The 17,484-nt window shown below is 63.7% G+C and carries 14 protein-coding genes; 4 read left to right on the top strand and 10 right to left on the bottom strand.

The features are described 5' to 3' along the window. Positions 1-3: 3 nt before the first annotated feature. Positions 4-747 carry an amino acid ABC transporter ATP-binding protein gene (locus FN835_RS03695; protein ID WP_142661851.1) on the bottom strand — a complete coding sequence of 248 codons (744 nt, stop codon included), beginning with the start codon at positions 745-747 and terminating at the stop codon, positions 4-6. Between the two features lie 10 nt (positions 748-757). After that, positions 758-1,405, bottom strand: a complete 648-nt coding sequence (locus tag FN835_RS03690) for an amino acid ABC transporter permease (RefSeq protein WP_142661850.1) — start codon at positions 1,403-1,405, stop codon at positions 758-760. 326 nt (positions 1,406-1,731) lie between these two features. Here FN835_RS03690 and FN835_RS03685 point away from each other — a divergent pair, with 326 nt between their 5' ends. Beyond that, complete coding sequence (locus FN835_RS03685) at positions 1,732-2,565, top strand: transporter substrate-binding domain-containing protein (RefSeq protein ID WP_142661849.1); 834 nt, start codon at positions 1,732-1,734, stop codon at positions 2,563-2,565. Between the two features lie 55 nt (positions 2,566-2,620). Here FN835_RS03685 and FN835_RS03680 read toward each other — a convergent pair whose 3' ends face one another. Together FN835_RS03680 and FN835_RS03675 are read right to left on the bottom strand one after the other, a co-directional pair. Then, on the bottom strand, positions 2,621-3,382 hold the full coding sequence (locus FN835_RS03680) for an enoyl-CoA hydratase/isomerase family protein (protein ID WP_142661848.1): 762 nt from the start codon (positions 3,380-3,382) through the stop codon (positions 2,621-2,623). Positions 3,383-3,394: 12 nt separating this feature from the next. After that, complete coding sequence (locus tag FN835_RS03675; protein WP_221930391.1) at positions 3,395-4,921, bottom strand: AMP-binding protein; 1,527 nt, start codon at positions 4,919-4,921, stop codon at positions 3,395-3,397. A gap of 109 nt (positions 4,922-5,030) precedes the next feature. On the opposite strand from FN835_RS03675, the gene FN835_RS03670 reads away from it, so the two are divergent. Next, positions 5,031-5,807 (top strand): IclR family transcriptional regulator, encoded by a 777-nt coding sequence (locus tag FN835_RS03670; RefSeq protein ID WP_142661847.1) that lies wholly within the window; start codon positions 5,031-5,033, stop codon positions 5,805-5,807. A 36-nt stretch (positions 5,808-5,843) separates the two neighbouring features. Here FN835_RS03670 and FN835_RS03665 read toward each other — a convergent pair whose 3' ends face one another. The 4 genes from FN835_RS03665 to hglS are packed head-to-tail and all read right to left on the bottom strand — an operon-like array spanning position 5,844 to position 12,785. Continuing rightward, positions 5,844-8,633: an FAD-binding and (Fe-S)-binding domain-containing protein gene (locus FN835_RS03665; protein ID WP_142661846.1), complete on the bottom strand. Its 2,790-nt coding sequence runs from the start codon at positions 8,631-8,633 to the stop codon at positions 5,844-5,846. Between the two features lie 14 nt (positions 8,634-8,647). After that, positions 8,648-9,868 (bottom strand): pyridoxal phosphate-dependent aminotransferase, encoded by a 1,221-nt coding sequence (locus tag FN835_RS03660; protein WP_142661845.1) that lies wholly within the window; start codon positions 9,866-9,868, stop codon positions 8,648-8,650. A 9-nt stretch (positions 9,869-9,877) separates the two neighbouring features. Beyond that, a complete protein-coding gene (amaB, locus tag FN835_RS03655) occupies positions 9,878-11,395 on the bottom strand; it encodes an L-piperidine-6-carboxylate dehydrogenase (protein ID WP_142661844.1) in 1,518 nt (505 codons plus the stop codon). A 13-nt stretch (positions 11,396-11,408) separates the two neighbouring features. After that, positions 11,409-12,785 (bottom strand): 2-oxoadipate dioxygenase/decarboxylase HglS, encoded by a 1,377-nt coding sequence (gene hglS / locus FN835_RS03650; RefSeq protein WP_142661843.1) that lies wholly within the window; start codon positions 12,783-12,785, stop codon positions 11,409-11,411. A gap of 98 nt (positions 12,786-12,883) precedes the next feature. Here hglS and FN835_RS03645 point away from each other — a divergent pair, with 98 nt between their 5' ends. Further along, entirely contained in the window at positions 12,884-13,759 is an 876-nt protein-coding gene (locus FN835_RS03645) for a LysR substrate-binding domain-containing protein (RefSeq protein WP_142661842.1), read from the top strand. A 21-nt stretch (positions 13,760-13,780) separates the two neighbouring features. On the opposite strand, the gene pobA is transcribed toward FN835_RS03645, so the two are convergent. Next, positions 13,781-14,950 (bottom strand): 4-hydroxybenzoate 3-monooxygenase, encoded by a 1,170-nt coding sequence (pobA, locus tag FN835_RS03640; protein WP_142661841.1) that lies wholly within the window; start codon positions 14,948-14,950, stop codon positions 13,781-13,783. A gap of 92 nt (positions 14,951-15,042) precedes the next feature. On the opposite strand from pobA, the gene FN835_RS03635 reads away from it, so the two are divergent. Further along, positions 15,043-15,897 (top strand): helix-turn-helix domain-containing protein, encoded by an 855-nt coding sequence (locus tag FN835_RS03635; RefSeq protein WP_185958573.1) that lies wholly within the window; start codon positions 15,043-15,045, stop codon positions 15,895-15,897. Here the strand turns inward: FN835_RS03635 and proP are convergent. After that, a complete protein-coding gene (proP, locus tag FN835_RS03630) occupies positions 15,894-17,384 on the bottom strand; it encodes a glycine betaine/L-proline transporter ProP (RefSeq protein ID WP_142661839.1) in 1,491 nt (496 codons plus the stop codon). The genes FN835_RS03635 and proP overlap by 4 nt on opposite strands. Positions 17,385-17,484 lie beyond the last annotated feature (100 nt).

Here is a 17,484-nt window from a genome sequence, read left to right as displayed (position 1 = left end):
AAATCAATGTTCGACTTTGGAAAGGAAACTGCGCAGCCGTTCCGTCCGTGGAGCGCCCAGCACCTCGGCTGGGGGGCCGCTTTCCAGCACGTGCCCGCCCTCCATGAAGACGACCTTGGACGCCACTTCGCGGGCAAAGCCCATTTCATGGGTCACGACGATCATCGTGGTGCCATCGCGGGCCAGCGACTGCATGACCTCCAGCACTTCGCCCACCAGTTCGGGGTCCAGCGCGCTGGTCGGTTCGTCAAACAGCATCACCTTCGGCTCCAATGCCAGCGCACGGGCAATCGCCACACGCTGCGCCTGACCGCCCGAGATCTGGCGCGGGTAAAGGTCGGTCTTTTGCGACAGCCCGACGCGATCCAGCAGCGCCAGCGCCAGCTTCTTCGCCTCGGCCTTTGATTTCAGGCCATTCAACAGCGGGCCGGACATCACGTTTTCCAGCACGGTCATGTGCGGAAACAGGTTGAAGTTCTGAAAGACCATGCCTGTCGCGGACCGGAATTCGGCCTGCTGACGTTCGGGCACGCGGGTCGTGCCGTCGAATTCCAGCTTGCGGCCCGCGATTTCCAACCGCCCCGCCGAGGGGGTTTCAAGCAGGTTCAGACAGCGCAGCAGCGTGGACTTGCCGCAGCCAGATGGGCCGATCAGCACCGCGACATCGCCCGCCGCGACTTCAAGGTCGATCCCCTTCAGCACCTCCAGCGTGCCAAAGCTTTTACGCAGGTTCCTGACGTCGATCATGTCCGCCCCCTCAGTGCTTCAGTTCAAAACGGTTGGCGAGCAGTGTGACCGGCGTCAGCACCACCAGATACAGCAGCGCCGCAAAGGTATAGACCTCAAGCGGGCGATAGGTGGACATGGTCAGCCCGCCCGCCGCATACATGATGTCCGGGACCGCCACGACCGACAGCAGCGACGTGTTTTTAAGCTGCAGGATCGCCTGGCTGACGATGGGCGGGATCATGCGCCGCGTGGCCTGCGGCAGGATGATGTGACGCATCTTGGTCCAATAGGAAAAGCCAAGGACGGTCGAGGCTTCCCACTGCCCCTTTTCGATCGAGATGACGCCGGCGCGGAAGATCTCGGCCGAGAAGGCGCCCATATACAGCGTCAGGCCCAGCCCGGCGGCGAACCAGTCGGGCAGCGTCCATCCGGTGATCATCGGCAGCGCATAGAAGAACCAGACGATCTGGACCAACAGCGGCGTGCAGCGGAACACATGGATATAGATGCGGATGATCCAGCCCAGCACCGGGATACGCGACACCAGCGCAAGCCCCAGCACCACGCCGATCAGCAGACCCGCGATCGAGGTCACGACCGCATAGGCGACCGTCACACCGACCGCGCTAAGCCAAAGCTGGGGGTCCATAACGACCGACCAGTCGAATTCATACATCCGGGAACCTCCGTCCGTTCTTGGCAAAGGCGAGGCCATCGGCATCACCTTCGGATTCCCGGTTCGTGGGCCGGGCTATGTCGTCACCTTATGCGCGGCCTGCGCCAAAAATCCATAGCTGAAAGATAACGAATCGCATTTTGCAGTAAATTTCACCTATATATTATCGCATTTCGATAACTTAAGTGGCTTAATTGGGCATTTTCTGGTTAATACGGCGATTTTAACATATGCCATGCAAGATATTCCTTGCTTAGCCGCTGATCTGGTAGGAAGCATGGGAACAGGCGGCGCCAAAGGCGACGCAATACCAACGGGAGAATGACATGACCTTCAAGCTGGCCGCCGTCGCGGCCCTGATGACCGCTGCCGCCACGCCCAGCCTTGCCGAAGCACTGTGGGACAAGATCGAACGCACCGGAGAAGTGACCTGCGGCGGCATCCATTCCTATAAGCCCACTTCGTTCTATACCGGCAGCGATCTGGTTTATGAAGGCTATGGCCCGAATGTCTGCCGCCAGATGGTTGCCGATCTTTCCAAGGAAATGGGCAAGCCGCTGGCCGTGAAATGGCATGAAACCACGTGGCAGACCGTTGTGCTGGATCTGCAGGCAGGCCGCATCGACATCTTTCCCGGCATGACCGCGACCGAGGAACGCAAGAAGGCGCTGGACATGGCGGGCCCCCTTTATCGCATGACCGATTGCGTGATCGCGGGCAAGAAAGCCGAAACCAAGCCCACTTGGCAGGACTACAACACGCCCGACAGCACGTTTGCCATGGTGACCGGCACGGCACAGACGAACTTCCTGAAAACCGACGTGCCCGAAGCCAAGATCATGACCCTGAAGGAAATGAGCGAGTCGGTCATGGCCGTGCAATCGGGCCGCGCCGATTACCTGCTGCAGGAACTGCCGATCTGCCTGCAGACCTTCTCGACTGCGCCGCAGGTCTTCTCGGGCTACACCGTTCCCACGCCGCCCGCAGGCATCCCCGCCGCCGCAGGTCTGCGCAAGGATGGCGACGGTCGTCTGCGCGACTTCATCCAGAAATGGGGCGAGGAAAAGCGGGCCGACCAGTCGATCGCCCCGCTGCTGATCGAAGGCTTCAAGGCCGCCGGAATGGACACCACCAAGATCCCCGAAGGCATCGAATTCTGATCCATCGGAACAAATCAAATGGAAAGGCGCCGGTTTTTCCGGCGCCTTTTTCGTTTCAGCCCGCCTTGCGGTCCAGAAACTTCTGCATCTGGGCCTGCGTCTCGCCTGCCTCAAACGCCTTGCGGTGGATCTGGCGGGCCAGCTCGAACGTCTCGTCAAAGCCTGCCTGCGTCGCGGCGCAGATGCGCTGCTTGTTGAAGGCATAGGCCAGCTTGGGCTTCGCGGCCAGTTCGCGGGCGAATTCCAGCGCGCGCGCCATGACCTGATCCTGCGGCACGATCTGGTTGATCAGGCCCAGACGGTGGCATTCCTCGGCCTCAAGGATGCGGCCGGTTTGCACCAGATCGATGGCGCGGGTCAGGCCCAGCATCTCGCGCAGGATCCAGAAGCCCGTGGCGCTGGCAATGCCCTGATTGATCTCGGGCTGGCCCATGCGCGACCCGGAATGCCCGATGCGGAAATCGGCCAGCAACGAGACCTGGAAGGCCGAGCCCGCCGCAATGCCATTCAGCGCCGCGACAAAGGGTTTTTCGAAACGGCGAATGGCGTTGTAAAGCGTGCGCCATTCCTCGATCCACAATTCGGCGCGGTCGGCGTCGAAGCTTTTGCCTTCGTTCAGGTCTTGCCCGGCGCAGAACGCACGGTCGCCGGCGCCGGTCAGCACCACCGCCTCGACCTGCGGGTTCTTCGAGGCGCGCAGGATCGCCGTCACCAGATCGTCGCGCATGGGCTTGTCCCAGGCGTTCAGCTTGGCGGGCTTGTTCAGCGTGATGACAAGCACGCTGCCTTCCATCTTTTCAAGGATGTGGTCGGTCATTTCAGTCTCCTCTCAGGTGCGGATCCAGTCGCCCGCGGGCGTGGCATCAAGCGTGTGCTTCATGATCCGCTGGCTTGGTGTGCGCTCGAACGCGGGGATAAAGGCGATGTGGCGGGGCAGTTGGTGCGGGGCCAGACGGGTGCGCAGCCAGTCGAAAATCTCGGCGCCATTGGCGTCGATGCCGGGGGCAAGCTGGATGAACAGCTTGATGTCGGCCTCACCGATCTCGGCTTTGACGGGGATCACGGCGCAGGCGGCGACGGCGGAATGCTGTTCGACGACATGCTCGACCTCCCAGGCGGATACATTTTCGCCGCGCACGCGGATGGTGTCCTTCAGCCGGCCATGAAAGCGGACGCGGCCATCGGCGTCCATTTCGCCCTGATCGCCGGTATGTAGGCGACCGTTGCGCAGCGTTTCGCGCGTGGCGGATTCGGAATTCAGATAGCCGGTGAACAGTGCCGCAGCGCCCTTGCCGATCGGAGCCACCACGATCTCGCCGCGTGTGCCGCGCGGAACCTCGTGGCCTTCGGGATCAAGTATCCGCACGTCGAACCAAGGCAGCGCGCGGCCGACATAGCCGGGCAGTCCTTCATCGTTGATCGTCGTCAGGCTCGAGGCCTCGGTCATGCCATAGCCCTCGACCATGCGCACGCCGAAGCGTTCCGAAAACGCGGCCCAGACATCCGCCGTGCAGCCCCCGCCCCATGCGACGGTGACGGGATGGTCGCGGTCGCGCGGGCTGGGCGGCTGCTTCAGCAGCATCTGCAGGATGCCGCCCAGATGATGGATGCGCGTCGCCCCGCAGGCCCGGACCTGATCCCAGAACCCCGAGGCGGTGAAGCGTTGCGTCAAGGCCAGCGTCACGTCACGGATCAGGGGCAGCACGATCAGTTGCGCGCCGCCGATATGGTGGAACGGCTCCCAGACATACAGCACTGCGCCGGGTTCGGACTGGCTGGAACGTGCGGCGGCCTCGGCGGAAAAGCGCATCATCGCATGGGTCACCGGAACCGATTTCGGCCGCCCGGTGGTACCCGAGGTGAAGCTGATCATCAGGATGTCGCTGGGCAGCACATCAACCAGCGGCAGGGGATGATCGGAACCCAGCACTGCGTCCAGCCCGCCTTCCCCGCGCTGGATCACTGCCAGATCGGGATGTCCTGCCTGTGCCACGACCTCGGCCAGCGCCGTTTCGGCCAGCACAAGCTGTACGCCTGCTTCGGCAAAGATATAGTCCAGATTGGCGGGCATCAGCCGCGTGCCGACCGGAACCCAGATCGCACCCAGACGTGCGACGGCCAGAACGGCGCAGATATAGTCGCTATGCGTCTCCATCATGCAAGCGACGCGATCACCCTTGCCGATGCCGCGTTCTGCAAGACCCGCCGCCAACCGGTCCGCACGGCGCAGAATATCGGCCAGCCGATGCGTGATCAGCCCTTCATGCGCGAATTCCGTTGCGAACACACGATCCGGTTTCTCTTTGGCGCATTGCGCCATAAGATGCAGGAAACCGTCACCTTCCCAATCAAACACCCGAAACTCTCCGTGTTTTGAGTTTTTTTATCGCAATGCGATAACAGTTATTGACATTAGAATGAGATGGACTAGAATTGTCAATGAGCAGCCGTGCAACAGGTAGGCGATGACGGAAGAAAAAGATGACCCGCTTATGGTGCGGGCGGTCGAGAAGGCGTTTCGCATTCTTGGCACATTCGATGCGGCCAATCCGCGCCAGACCCTGACGCAGCTTGCGGACCGGACCGGGCTGGACCGATCCGCCACGCAGCGTTTCACGCATACCCTGTCTAAGCTGGGCTATCTGCGCAAAGACCACCGCAGCAAGGCGTATGAGCTGACGCCAAAGGCGCTGAACATGGCCTATCAATACACTCGCTCCAGCCCGCTTGTGCTGCGCGCGCATCCCTATCTGTCGCACCTGAACCGCACGACCGAGGAGACGATCTCTCTGACGGTTCTGGACGATACCGAGATCATCTATCTTTCGCGCTATCTGTCGCCCAACGTGCTGGATACCGACGTCATCATCGGCAGCCGCCTTCCCGCCTTTTGCACGGCAGGCGGTCTTGCCCTGCTGTCGCTGATGGATGACACGAAGGTCCAGGAGGTTCTGGACCGTTCGGACCTGCGCGCATTCACCGGCAAGACGGTCTATCAGCCGGACGCAATCTGGGACCGCATCCGTCAGGTGCGTGATCGTGGCTTTTCGCTGGTCGAGGAGCAGATCTATTCCGGTGACATCTCGATCGCGGCACCCATCATCTCGCCCGACGGGCAGTTGATCGCAGCCGTCAGCCTGGGGGCGTCGCGGTTTCGCTATAACGAAGATACGCTGATCCAGCGTTTCGCGCCCACGCTGATCGCGGCGGCGCGGTCGATGTCGCAGGCGATCCCTGCCTAAGCACAAAAAGGCGCCGCAATCCGGCGCCTTTTTCGATCATGCCAAGGCTTTGGCAATCAGTCCCAAGGGATGCCTTGCCTTGCTTTCAGACAGCCGCTCGATCTGGCAGCGGCAGGAAAAGCCGGTTGCCGCGACAGCGGTTGCGTCGCCGACATGCTTGCGCCAGGACAGGTCGAACAGCTTTTTCGACACCGGCTGATGGCGCTGCTGGTGCCCGAACAACCCGGCCATGCCGCAGCAGCCCGTCGCGGGCGTTTCGACCGGGATCGACAGCGCGGCAAAGACCTGCGCCCATTCCGCCGCCGCCGCCGGGCGGGCGCTGGATTCCGTGCAATGCATCATCAGGCGCACCGGATCGGCGTTGCGTGCGGCGGGCAGCGCCTCGGTCAGCAAAAACTCCTGCGGCAGAAGAACCTTGGGCGGGTTCAGCCCGGCCTTGGGATAATCCTGCCGCAACTGCAGGACAAAGGCCGGGTCCATGCCGATCAGCGGACGACCCGTCGCCGTCGCCGCATCCAGCAGCCGGACCAGTTTTGCAGACATCGCGGCAAAGCCCGCCCGATCGCCCATCGTCTGCGCCGCCTTGCCCGCCGGGCGCATCTGCAGCACGCGGGGGTGATAGCCAAGCGCCTGGAACCCCGCGATCATGTCGCGCTGCAATTCAGCATCAAACAGCGCGGTGAACCAGTCCTGCACCAATATGACCGTGCGATCAGGCAATGCCCGCGCCAGATCGCATGCGCGCAGGCGATAACGGCGCGGCAGGCGCGTGGCCAGCCGGTCGGGCATATCGACCGCATGCATGGCCCGCGCCGCGATCCGTGCCACCAGCGGCCAGACCGGCGCGATTACCGGCGCCAGCGCAACCGTCAACGGGCTAAGACGTTCCGCCATCAGCGTCAGCCGGTCCGCAAATGGCCGCGCGTGACGCCCGAAGTAATCCGCGTAAAACGCACCGCGCATCGTCGGAATATCCACCTGCACCGGACAGGTCGAGGCGCAGGCCTTGCACCCCAGACAGCCGTCCAGCACGCCCAGCAGGTCGGCCTCAAGCGCCGGATCGCGGCTTTTGTGCCATTCGCGCAGCGCATCGGCCCGGCCCTTGGGGCTGTGGCGCAGGTCCGCCGTCGCCTTGAATGACGGGCACATCGGGGTCTTTTCGGAATAGCTTAGGCATTGCGCATTGCCGTTGCAGCGAAAGGCGCGGGTCAGCGCGTCACCCTCGGGCGCGTTGAAGGGCCGGAAGGGGGTGGTGGCAATCCCCATGATGTCGTCGCGTGGGCTGACCAGCTTGCCGGGATTGAAGCGACCCTGCGGGTCGAAGGCCGCCTTGACGCCTTGCAGCGCGGCGTAAGCCTCGGCTCCGATCCATTCGCGCAAATAGGCACCGCGCACGCCCTTGCCATGTTCGCCCCAAAAGATGCCGTCATGCTTCCGCGTCAGCGCGAAAACCGCATCCGAGACCGAGACCAGCTTTTCGCGATCCGCATCCGCGTCGATGTTCAGCGCCGGGCGGATATGCAGGCAGCCCACATCGACATGGCCATAGATGCCGAAGCCAAGCCCATGCGCGGTCAGGACGGCCAGAAATTCATCGACGAAGGCGGGCAGGTTTTCGGGCGGGACGACGCAATCCTCGACAAATGCCACCGGGCGGGCCGGGCCGTCCACCTTGCCCAAAAGCCCGACACCGGCGGAACGAATGGCCCATAATTCACGGATCTCGGCCAGATCGGCTGCGGCGTGGATCGCGCCCGCGCCGGGAAGGGTCGCCACGATGTCGCGGGCCTGTTCGACACGCGCGGCCAGCAGCGCCGGATCGTCGCCGTTGAATTCCACGAAGACATAGGCGATGCGCTGTCCCGGCACCACCTGCAAGGCGGGCGGCAGGCGTGTCAGGATGCCCGCCTGTTCGGCCAGCGCCTGCACACGTTCGTCCATCACCTCGACCGCCGTGGGCTCGGCGGCCAGCAGCGGCGTCGCGGCTGCCAGTGCATTGGCGAAGCTGTCGAAACCCACAACCAGCAGGCGCTTTTCGGCCTCGATCCGGCGCAGCTTGACGCGGATGCGGCTGATCAGGCCCAGCGTGCCCTCGGCCCCCAGAAACAGCCGCCACCATTCGAAGGCGCCCGCGTCCGGGCAGGCCCGCTCCAGATCATAGCCGGTGAACCGGCGGTTCAGGCGCGGGGTGTTGGCGATGAAGGCATCGCGCCCCTGACGGGCTGCGGCTTCTGCCGCCGCAAGCGTGCCCCGCGCCCAATCCGGCACCGGCCCAAGGCTGGACAGCAGCCCGCCCGGCAGCGCGATTTCCAGCCCAAGGATATTGTCGCTGGTCTTGCCATAGATCCGCGACCCCTTGCCCGAGGCATCGGTGCTGACCATGCCCCCGATCGTGCAGCGGGTCGAGGTCGAGGTTTCGGGCGCAAAGAACCAGCCCAAGGGCCGCAGGCGTTCGTTCAGGTCGTCCAGCACCATACCCGGTTCGACCTCGGCCCAGCCCGCCTCTGCATCGACTGCCAGCAGACGGTGCATGTGGCGGCGCGTATCGACGATGATGCCCCGGTTCAGGCTTTGCCCGTTGGTCCCGGTGCCGCCACCCCGCGCGGTCACTTGCAGGGCGGCGAATTCGGGACGGTCCAGCAATGCGGCCAACAGCGCCATATCGGCGGCATCCATCGGTGCCAAGATCAGGTCTGGCGTGATCTGATAGACCGAATTGTCGGTGGACATCGCAGCGCGCAGCGCACGGTCCGTCTCGATCCCGCCACGAAAACCCTCGGCACGAAGCGCGTCCGAGAATCTGTCCCAAGCACCGATCGCCTTCATCGCTGGTTCCAAGATCATTCCGCAGCGCGCAAGGTGGCGCAGGCGGCGGCTATGCGGGACAGGGCCTCGGCCAGTTCCGCCTCGCTGGTCGCATATGAGATGCGGAAATAGGGCGAAAGCCCGAATGCCGAACCCGGCACCATCGCCACATCTGCGCTTTCCAAAAGCCAGGCACAGAAGTCTCGGTCGCTGTCGATCCGCCGCCCTTCGGGGGTGACGCGGCCCAGCAGCCCCTCGCAACTGGCAAAGGTGTAGAACGCGCCTTCGGGGCGGCGGCAGAAGATGCCATCGATCTGGTTCAGCGCGTCCACCACCATGTCGCGGCGCTTCTGAAAGCTGGCGCGGCGCGGGATTAGCACGTCCTGCGGCCCGTCCAGCGCAGCAATCGCCGCCGCCTGCGTGACCGATGACGGGCAGGACGTGGACTGGCTTTGCACCACAGCCATGCCCGCGATCAGCGCAGCCGGTCCCCCGGCATAGCCCAGCCGCCAGCCGGTCATCGCATAGGCTTTACTGACCCCGTTCACCGTCAGGCAACGGTCCTTGAGCGACGGGTCCAGCGCCAGCGGCGTGACGAAACGGAAATCGTCATAGACGATATGTTCATACATGTCATCGACCATCAGCCAGACATGCGGGTGGCGGTGCAGCACCTCGATCAGCGGCAGATAGTCCTGCGCGGAATAGGCGCTGCCCGTCGGGTTCGAGGGCGAATTGATCAGCAGCCAGCGCGTGCGCGGCGTGATCGCGGCTTCCAGCGCAGCGGCGGACAGGCGAAAGCCGTCCTCGCCCGGACAGGGCACGGCGACCGGCACGCCCTCGGCGATGCGCACGATGTCGAAATAGCTGGTCCAGCAGGGCGTCGGGATGATGACCTCGTCGCCTGCGTCCAGCGTAGCCATCATCGCATTGTAAAGGATCTGCTTGGCACCTGCCGCAGCCGTCACCTCGTTGGCGGCAAATTCCAGCCCGTTCTCGCGCCGGAACTTGTCGCGGATCGCCCGCTTCATCTCGGGCGAGCCGTCAAGGTTGGTGTATTTCGTCTGACCCTGCCGGATCGCTTCGATGGCGGCGTCCTTGATGTGATCGGGGGTGTCGAAATCGGGTTCGCCAGTGCCAAGGATGATGACCGGAAAACCTTCGCGTTTCATCGCATTGGCGCGTGCGGTAATCGTCAGGATCTCGGACACGCCGAGATCCCCGATCCGCCCCGCAGGGCAGTAAGTGCTGTCCATTCCCGCCCCTTAGATGTCGAAGACGACGCCCTGCGCCAAAGGCAGCGCGCGGGAATAGTTGATGGTGTTGGTCGCGCGGCGCATGTAGCCCTTCCACGCGTCCGAGCCGCTTTCGCGCCCGCCGCCGGTTTCCTTTTCACCGCCGAAAGCGCCGCCGATCTCGGCGCCCGAAGTGCCGATATTGACGTTGGCGATGCCGCAATCCGAACCTGCGGCGGACAGGAACATTTCCGCCTCGCGCAGGTCCAGCGTGAAGATCGACGACGACAGGCCCGCGCCCACGGCATTGTGCTGTTCGATCACCTCGGCGAAATCGGTGAAGCGCATGACGTAAAGGATCGGGGCGAAGGTTTCCTCGGCCACCGGGCCGGTCTGGCTGGGCATCTCGATCAGGGCGGGCTTGACGTAATAGGCGGCTTCCGGCGCCACATCCGCCACGCGTGCGCCACCATGGACGGTGCCGCCCGCAGCTTTCGCCGCCTCGATCGCCGCCTGCATCGCGTCATAGGCCATGCGGTCGACCAGCGGACCGACCAGCGCCTGCGTCGTCAGCGGGTTGCCGACCGAGACCGAGCCGTAGGCCTTGATCAGGCGCGGCACGAGCTGGTCATAGACGCTGTCATGCACGAACAGACGGCGCATGGTGGTGCAGCGCTGCCCAGCCGTTCCCATCGCACCAAAGGCAATTGCCCGCAGCGCCATGTCCAGATCGGCCGAGGGGCAGACGATGCCCGCATTATTGCCGCCCAGTTCAAGGATCGAACGGCCGAAGCGCGCAGCGACCTTGGGGCCAACCTGCTGCCCCATCCGGGTGGAGCCGGTGGCCGACACCAGCGCAACGCGCGGATCATCGACCAGCGCCTCGCCGGTTTCGCGGCCGCCGATGATGACCTGCGACAGGTTGGCGGGCGCCTCGCCAAAGCGCTTGATCGCGCGATCAAGGATCGCCTGGCTGGCCAGCGCGGTCAGCGGCGTCTTTTCCGAAGGCTTCCAGACCACCGGGTTGCCGCAGACCAGCGCCAGCGCGGTATTCCACGACCAGACCGCGACCGGGAAGTTGAAGGCCGAGATGACGCCGACGACGCCCAGCGGGTGCCATTGTTCCATCATGCGGTGGCCGGGGCGTTCGGTGGCGATGGTCAGGCCGTAAAGCTGGCGCGACAGGCCGACGGCGAAATCGCAGATGTCGATCATCTCCTGCACCTCGCCCGCGCCTTCGGAAGGCGACTTGCCCGCCTCGATCGACACCAGCTTGCCCAGATCGGCCTTGGCCGCGCGCAGTTCCTCACCCAGCAGGCGCACCAGCTCACCGCGACGGGGGGCGGGGACGTCGCGCCATGCGCGGAAGGCATCCGAGGCGCGGGTGATGGCGTCCGTCACCGCAGCCGCGTCCTGCTGCGGCAGTTGTGCCGTGCGCTCGCCCGTCACGGGCGAGAAGCTTTCCAGCGTGCCGCCGGTGTAAAGCGCCGGATCAACGCCCAGACGGGCCAGAACGTCGCTGCAATCCTGTGCGATGGAATAGGTCATGGGTCTTCCTTTCTTATGCGTTGGCGCGGCCAAGCGCGCGCAGGCTGGCCGTCAGCGAGGTCTGTTCGATACCGGCGTAATGGGCGAATTCGTCCAGCACGGCAGCGCCCAGATCGGCCTCGAATTTCAATTGGTTGGGGCTGGCCGCAAAATCCTGCACCGCGCCGTCGCCAAGGTTGGACTGGAAGATGCCCGCGGCGGAAACCGGCAGGAAATCTTCGTAAACGATAGGGTCGCAGCGCAGCACGCCTGCGGCCAGCAGCGCCTCGGGGTCGTCGCTGTCGGCCTGCCCCAAGCTGGTCGGGGTCCATTCGAAATAGCCCAGACCTTCGGCCCGGATTTGCGCCCAGTCATCGGGGAAATCGGCAAAGACCTCCTCAAGCACCGCGACATATTCGGCCGCGTTCGAGCCGTTGGCGGCAGGCGTGATCCGCGCCCGCACCCGGTCCAGAAGCTGGTCATACAGCGCCCGGCCTTTGGGGGTCAGCGCGATGCCGCGTGCCTCGATCTCGCCGAAGCGGGCGGTGTGGGAACCGGCGACCGATGCGTCGCCCGGAAAAGTCACGCTTTCCTGCAACGCCTTGAACGAGGTCTGGCGCAGAAGGATCGGGCATTTGCGGCGCGGCGGGCCTTCGATCACGGCCTTGGGGGCGATGCCATGCGCGGGCATCCGGTCCTGCACGGCGTCGATGTCCAGGACGCGCGGCGTCAGGTGGTTGATATGCGGCCCCTTGAAGGACACCACATCGGCAATCAGCCGGTGCGCGTCATGCAGCCGGTGATACAGATCGGCCGAAACCAGCGCATCGGAATGCCAGCGGAACGTCTCGATGGCTTCTTCAACGAAATGCGCGGCATCCGCTTCGTCCAGCCCACCTTCTGCCTCGGCCTTGGCGATCAGGTCCAGACAAGCAGGGGTATAGATCTGGCGCGCGGCCAGAATGCCCGCCGCCTCGTCGCGCAGCGCCTGATCCGAGATCAGGTCCAGCCGCAAAAGCGAGGTGAAAACCCGGAACGGATTGCGGCGCAGCGCGGCTTCGCCCACCGGGCGGAAGGCGGTGGAATGGACCGGGACGCCCGCTTCCGACAGGTCGTAATAGCCCACCGGGAACATGCCCATCACCGAAAACAGCCGCCGCATGGTCGCCAGTTCTTCCGCAGTGCCAAGCCGGATCGCGCCGTGGCGTTCCTCGGATATGCGGTCAAGCTGGTCGATCTGCGACAGCGACTGCGCCAGTTCGGTATCATCGGCCAGCACTTCGGCATTCACCTGCGCCACCAGCGTCAGCAGCGTGCCATAAGCGGGGACTTCGTTGCGATACATCGCCGACATGGCGGCGGAAAAGCGGGCGCGGATCAGGTCCGGCGCGATTTTTGCGGTGCTGGTCATGGGTCTGCCCTGCTGGTCTTATTGTCCTGTTGATCCTGATAGCGTATCGACACGGCGATGAAACGCGATGTTTCGGACTAAGTTGATACGGATTTGGAATGAAGTTAAGCCGCAGCCTTGTCCCCGACCTGTCCGCCCTGCAAACCTTCGAGGCAGCGGCCCGCCATGGCAGCTTTACCCGCGCCGCGGTCGAGCTGAACCTGACGCAAAGCGCCGTCAGCCGCCAGATCAAGGATCTTGAGGCGCAGCTTGGCGTCGCGCTTTTCGAACGTGTCCGCCAGCGGGTGGTGCTGTCCAGCGCGGGGCTGCGCCTTTTGCCCGATGTCGAACAGCTTATCGCGCAGATCGAGGCGCTGACCCTGCGCGCCGCAGGGTCGCGCGATGTCAGCGGGCACTTGACTATCGCGACGCTGCCGACCTTTGGCAGCCGTTGGCTGATGCCGCGCCTGCCGGATTTTCTGGCCCGGCATCCCGGCGTGCAGGCGACGGTGGTGGCCCGCGCCCGCCCCTTCGATCTGGCCGAGGCGGGGGTGGACATCGCCATCCATTACGGCAAGCCGGTCTGGCCCGGTGCCACCTGCGCCTATCTTTGCAGTGAAACGCTGGTTCCGGTGGCGGCGCCCGCGCTGGCCGATATGCCGCTTGGCCCCGACATGCCGCTGCTGCATATGGAATCGCGCCCGATGCTTTGGGCGGAATGGCTGGCCGCAAATGGGTCCGAGACGCTGCAAGGCTTTCGCGGCCACCGCTTCGATCAATTCACCCTATTGATCGAGGCTGCGCTGGCGGGACTGGGCGCAGGTCTGATCCCAACCTATCTGATCGAGCGGGAGTTGCAGCAAGGTCGCCTGCGTATCCTGCGCGACACGCCCCTGACCACCGATGCGGCATACTATGTCGTCCTGCCCGAAGATCACGTCTCGGACCCGCTGTGCAACGCCTTCAGCGACTGGATCTGTGCGCAGGTGGGCTGAATGCGACCGGACGCCCGGTTTTCAGTATGGCAGGCCCACGTAATTCTCGGCCAGATCGCGACGCGCGGTTTCCGATTGCGCCAGATGGGCCAGCGTCGCGCGGCGCATCTGTTCGGCAAAGGCGTCCTCGCCGTCAAAGCGGTGCAGCATTGTCGTCATCTGCCAGGAAAAACGCATGGCCTTCCAGATGCGCTGCAATGCGCGTCCGGAATAGGCGTCGATGGCGTCCTGCTGCCCGGTGGTCAGCGCCTGTATCAGCGCCTGATGCAGATAGAACACGTCCGACACGGCAAGGTTCAGCCCCTTGGCCCCGGTCGGCGGCACGATATGCGCGGCGTCCCCCACAAGGAACAACCGGCCCCAGCGCAGCGGTTCCGACACAAAGCTGCGCAGTGGCGCGATGGATTTCTCGATCGAGCGGCCAGTCACCAGCCGCGCTGCCGCCTCGGACGGCAGGCGGCGGCTGAATTCTGCCCAAAACCGCGCATCGGACCAATCCTCGGGCCGATCGGTCAGGGGCACCTGCACATAGTAACGCACCAGCGCCTGATTGCGCATGGATGCCAGCGCAAACCCGTGGGGCGAATTGGCATAGATCAGTTCATCATGCACCGGCGGCGTCTGCGACAGGATGCCCAGCCAGCCAAAGGGATAGACCCGCTCGAATTCCCGGCGCTTTGCTTCGGGGATGGTCTTGCGGCTGACGCCGTGAAATCCGTCGCAGCCCGCGACATAGGCACAGGTCAGGCGCTTGCGTTCGCCGCCCAGCGTGTATTCGACGACCGCCAGCGGCTGGTCCAGATCGTTGATCGTCACATCCTGCACGCCATGGATGACGCGCGTGCCCATCGCGTCCTGCGCGGCGTAAAGATCCTGCGTCACCTCGGTCTGGCCATAGACCATGACGCGTTTGCCCGTCAGTTCGCGAAAGTCGATATGCACCATCAGGTCCGCATCGGTCATATAACAGCCATCATGCGGATATCCTTCGGCGTCCATGCGCGCGCCGACGCCCGCCTCGCGCAGCAGTTCGACCGTGCCCCATTCAAGAATGCCCGCGCGGATGCGTGACAGAACATGGTCGCGGCTGGACCTTTCAAGCACGACGGTGGCGATGCCCGCGCGGTTCAGCAGCTGCGACAAAAGCAGCCCAGATGGCCCGCCCCCGATGATGACGACCTGAGTATCCATGGGCTCCTTCCCTTGCTCCTCGGGGTGGAACCTAGCGGTTGCACGGCTTCGGATGAATGGACGGGCGGTGCAAAGACTTGTATCAATCGTGCATGACCGCATATGGCACGATCCCCGTCTTCAACCTGTTCGGAGAGACTTCGGACTTTCCCGATGTGGTGCATTGCGAACGGATCTGGGACCGCGCAAGGCTGCATGACTGGCTGATTGCCCCGCATCGGCATCGCGACATGGCGCAGGTGCTGTTCATGGAGCAGGGTCAGGCCGCCGTCAGCGTGGATGGCGAGACGCTTGCCCTGACCGACAATAGGTTCGTGTTCCTGCCGCCGCTGGTCGTGCATGGCTTCCGCTTTCGGCAAGGGGCCGAGGGACTGGTGCTGTCGTTTCCCCGCAATGTGCTGGCGGGTCTGCGCGCCAGCTCGGACGAGTTGGACCAGCGCCTTTCACGCCCTTTCAGCGGCGCGGGAGATGAGAGGCTGACCGTGCTGACCCGGATGTTTGCCGAAACATTCGCCTTACATAGCGGCTATCGTCTGCAAATGCTGGTGGCACTGTCGCACGCGATCCTGACCACCATATCCGAAATTGACCGCGCGGGGGCCGCAGATCACATCGACGCTGTGCCGCAGCGAATGCGCGACTTTCAGGCGCTGATCCTGCGGAACATGGCGGCCCGCTGGCGACCGGGCGATTATGCCAGCGCCATGTCGATCACCACGGGCCACCTGAACCGCATCTGCCACGCCTATGCGGGGCAATCCGCGTCGCGCCATATCGAAGCGCAAGTGATGACCGAGGCGCGGCGCCTGCTGGCCTTTACCCAGCTTCCGGTGGCCGAGGTCGCCTATCGGCTGGGCTTTGACGATCCGGCACATTTCTCGCGCAGGTTCCGGCTGGCCTGCGCGCGCACGCCATCAGGCTATCGCGCGCAGTTCCACCAGCCCTAGTCCAGATCGGGATGCCGCAGGACCAGATCCTGGCGCCGTTCGGTCAGCCGCTCGATTTCCAGATCGATGGCCAGGATGCGATGCTCGATGCTGCGGAAATTTTCGTGCAGCAGCTGCATGGCCTCATCGTCGCTTGACGCCTTGGGCGCATCGCCGCGCAGGGGGCGGCAGGCGGTTTCGGGGATGTTGAACGCCGTGATCAGCCCCACCACACCCGTCAGCATCAGATAATAGGCGGGCATCATCAGGTTCTGCGTCGTTTCGACCATCCACGCGACGATGGTGGGGGTCAGGCCCGCCACAATGACCGCGAGATTGAACGAACAGGCCAGCGCGCTATAGCGGATACGGGTCGGAAACAACGCAGGCAGGGTCGAGGCCATGGTTCCGATCAGGCAGCTCAGCATCAATGCCAGCAGCAAAAGACCCGTAAAGATGCGATGCGTGTCGCCGCTGCCGACCATGTAATAGGCCGGGATCGACAGCAAAAGCAGCCCGATGCTGCCCGCGAACAGGAACGGCTTGCGTCCGATCCGGTCGCTGCCCCAACCGATCAGGGGCTGCACCGCCAACATGCCGATCATCACAAGGATGATGATCAGAACGCCATGCCCCTCGGAATAGCCAAGGCTGCCAGACAGATAGGTCGGCATGTAAGTCAGCAGCATGTAGTATGAGATGTTGGTGACGATCACCATGCCGATGCAGACCAGCAGGGACGACCGGCATTCCGACAGGATCGCACGAAAGGACGTGCTGTGCGCCTTTGTTCCTTCGGCCGCCTGACGTTCCTGTTCTTGCAGGAAAGACGGCGTTTCATCGACGGAATGACGCAGATAAAAGCCGATCAGGCCAAGGGGGGCCGCGATCAGGAAGGGCAGACGCCAGCCCCATTCCAGAAACGCCGCCTCTCCCATCGCGGTTTGCAGCAGGACGACGAAACCCGCACCCAGCAGAAACCCCGCGATCGACCCGAAATCAAGCCAGCTTCCGTAAAAGCCCCGGCGGCGGTCCGGCGCATATTCCGCGACAAAGATCGACGCGCCGATATATTCGCCGCCGACCGAAAAACCCTGCACCAGTTTGCACAGCAAAAGCAGCGCGGGCGCCCATAACCCAATGGTCGCATAGCCCGGTATCAGCCCGATGCAGAACGTGCTGAGCGACATCAGGATGATGGTAAAGGCCAGCACACGCTGTCGGCCCAGCCGGTCGCCGATATAGCCGAAAAACAAACCGCCCAGCGGACGCATCAGGAACGGCACCGAAAACGTCCCAAGCGCCGCGATGGTCTGCAATGCCGGCGAGGCATGAGGAAAGAACACCTTGCCCAACGCATATGCCACAAAGCCGTACACGCCGAAATCGAACCATTCCACGCCATTGCCGACTGCCGCCGCCGTGATCGCCTTGCGCAGCGATTTGCCCTCGACCACGGTGATGTCCGATAGTTCAAGCGGCGTTCGGGCTGCGGTTCTCGTGGCCATCGTTCAGGTATTCCTTGTCTGGAAGCGACGGATGCAGCAGCCATTGCCGTCCCCAAAGGAACCGCATGGGCAGCAGGTCGCGTAAGATGTGAATGGGGAT

The sequence above is a fragment of the Paracoccus laeviglucosivorans genome, from assembly GCF_900182695.1.
In the GTDB taxonomy this organism is placed as follows: Bacteria; Pseudomonadota; Alphaproteobacteria; order Rhodobacterales; family Rhodobacteraceae; genus Paracoccus; species Paracoccus laeviglucosivorans.
The sequence above is the reverse complement of the archived record's forward strand: the minus strand, read 5'-3'. Positions and strand labels throughout refer to the sequence as shown.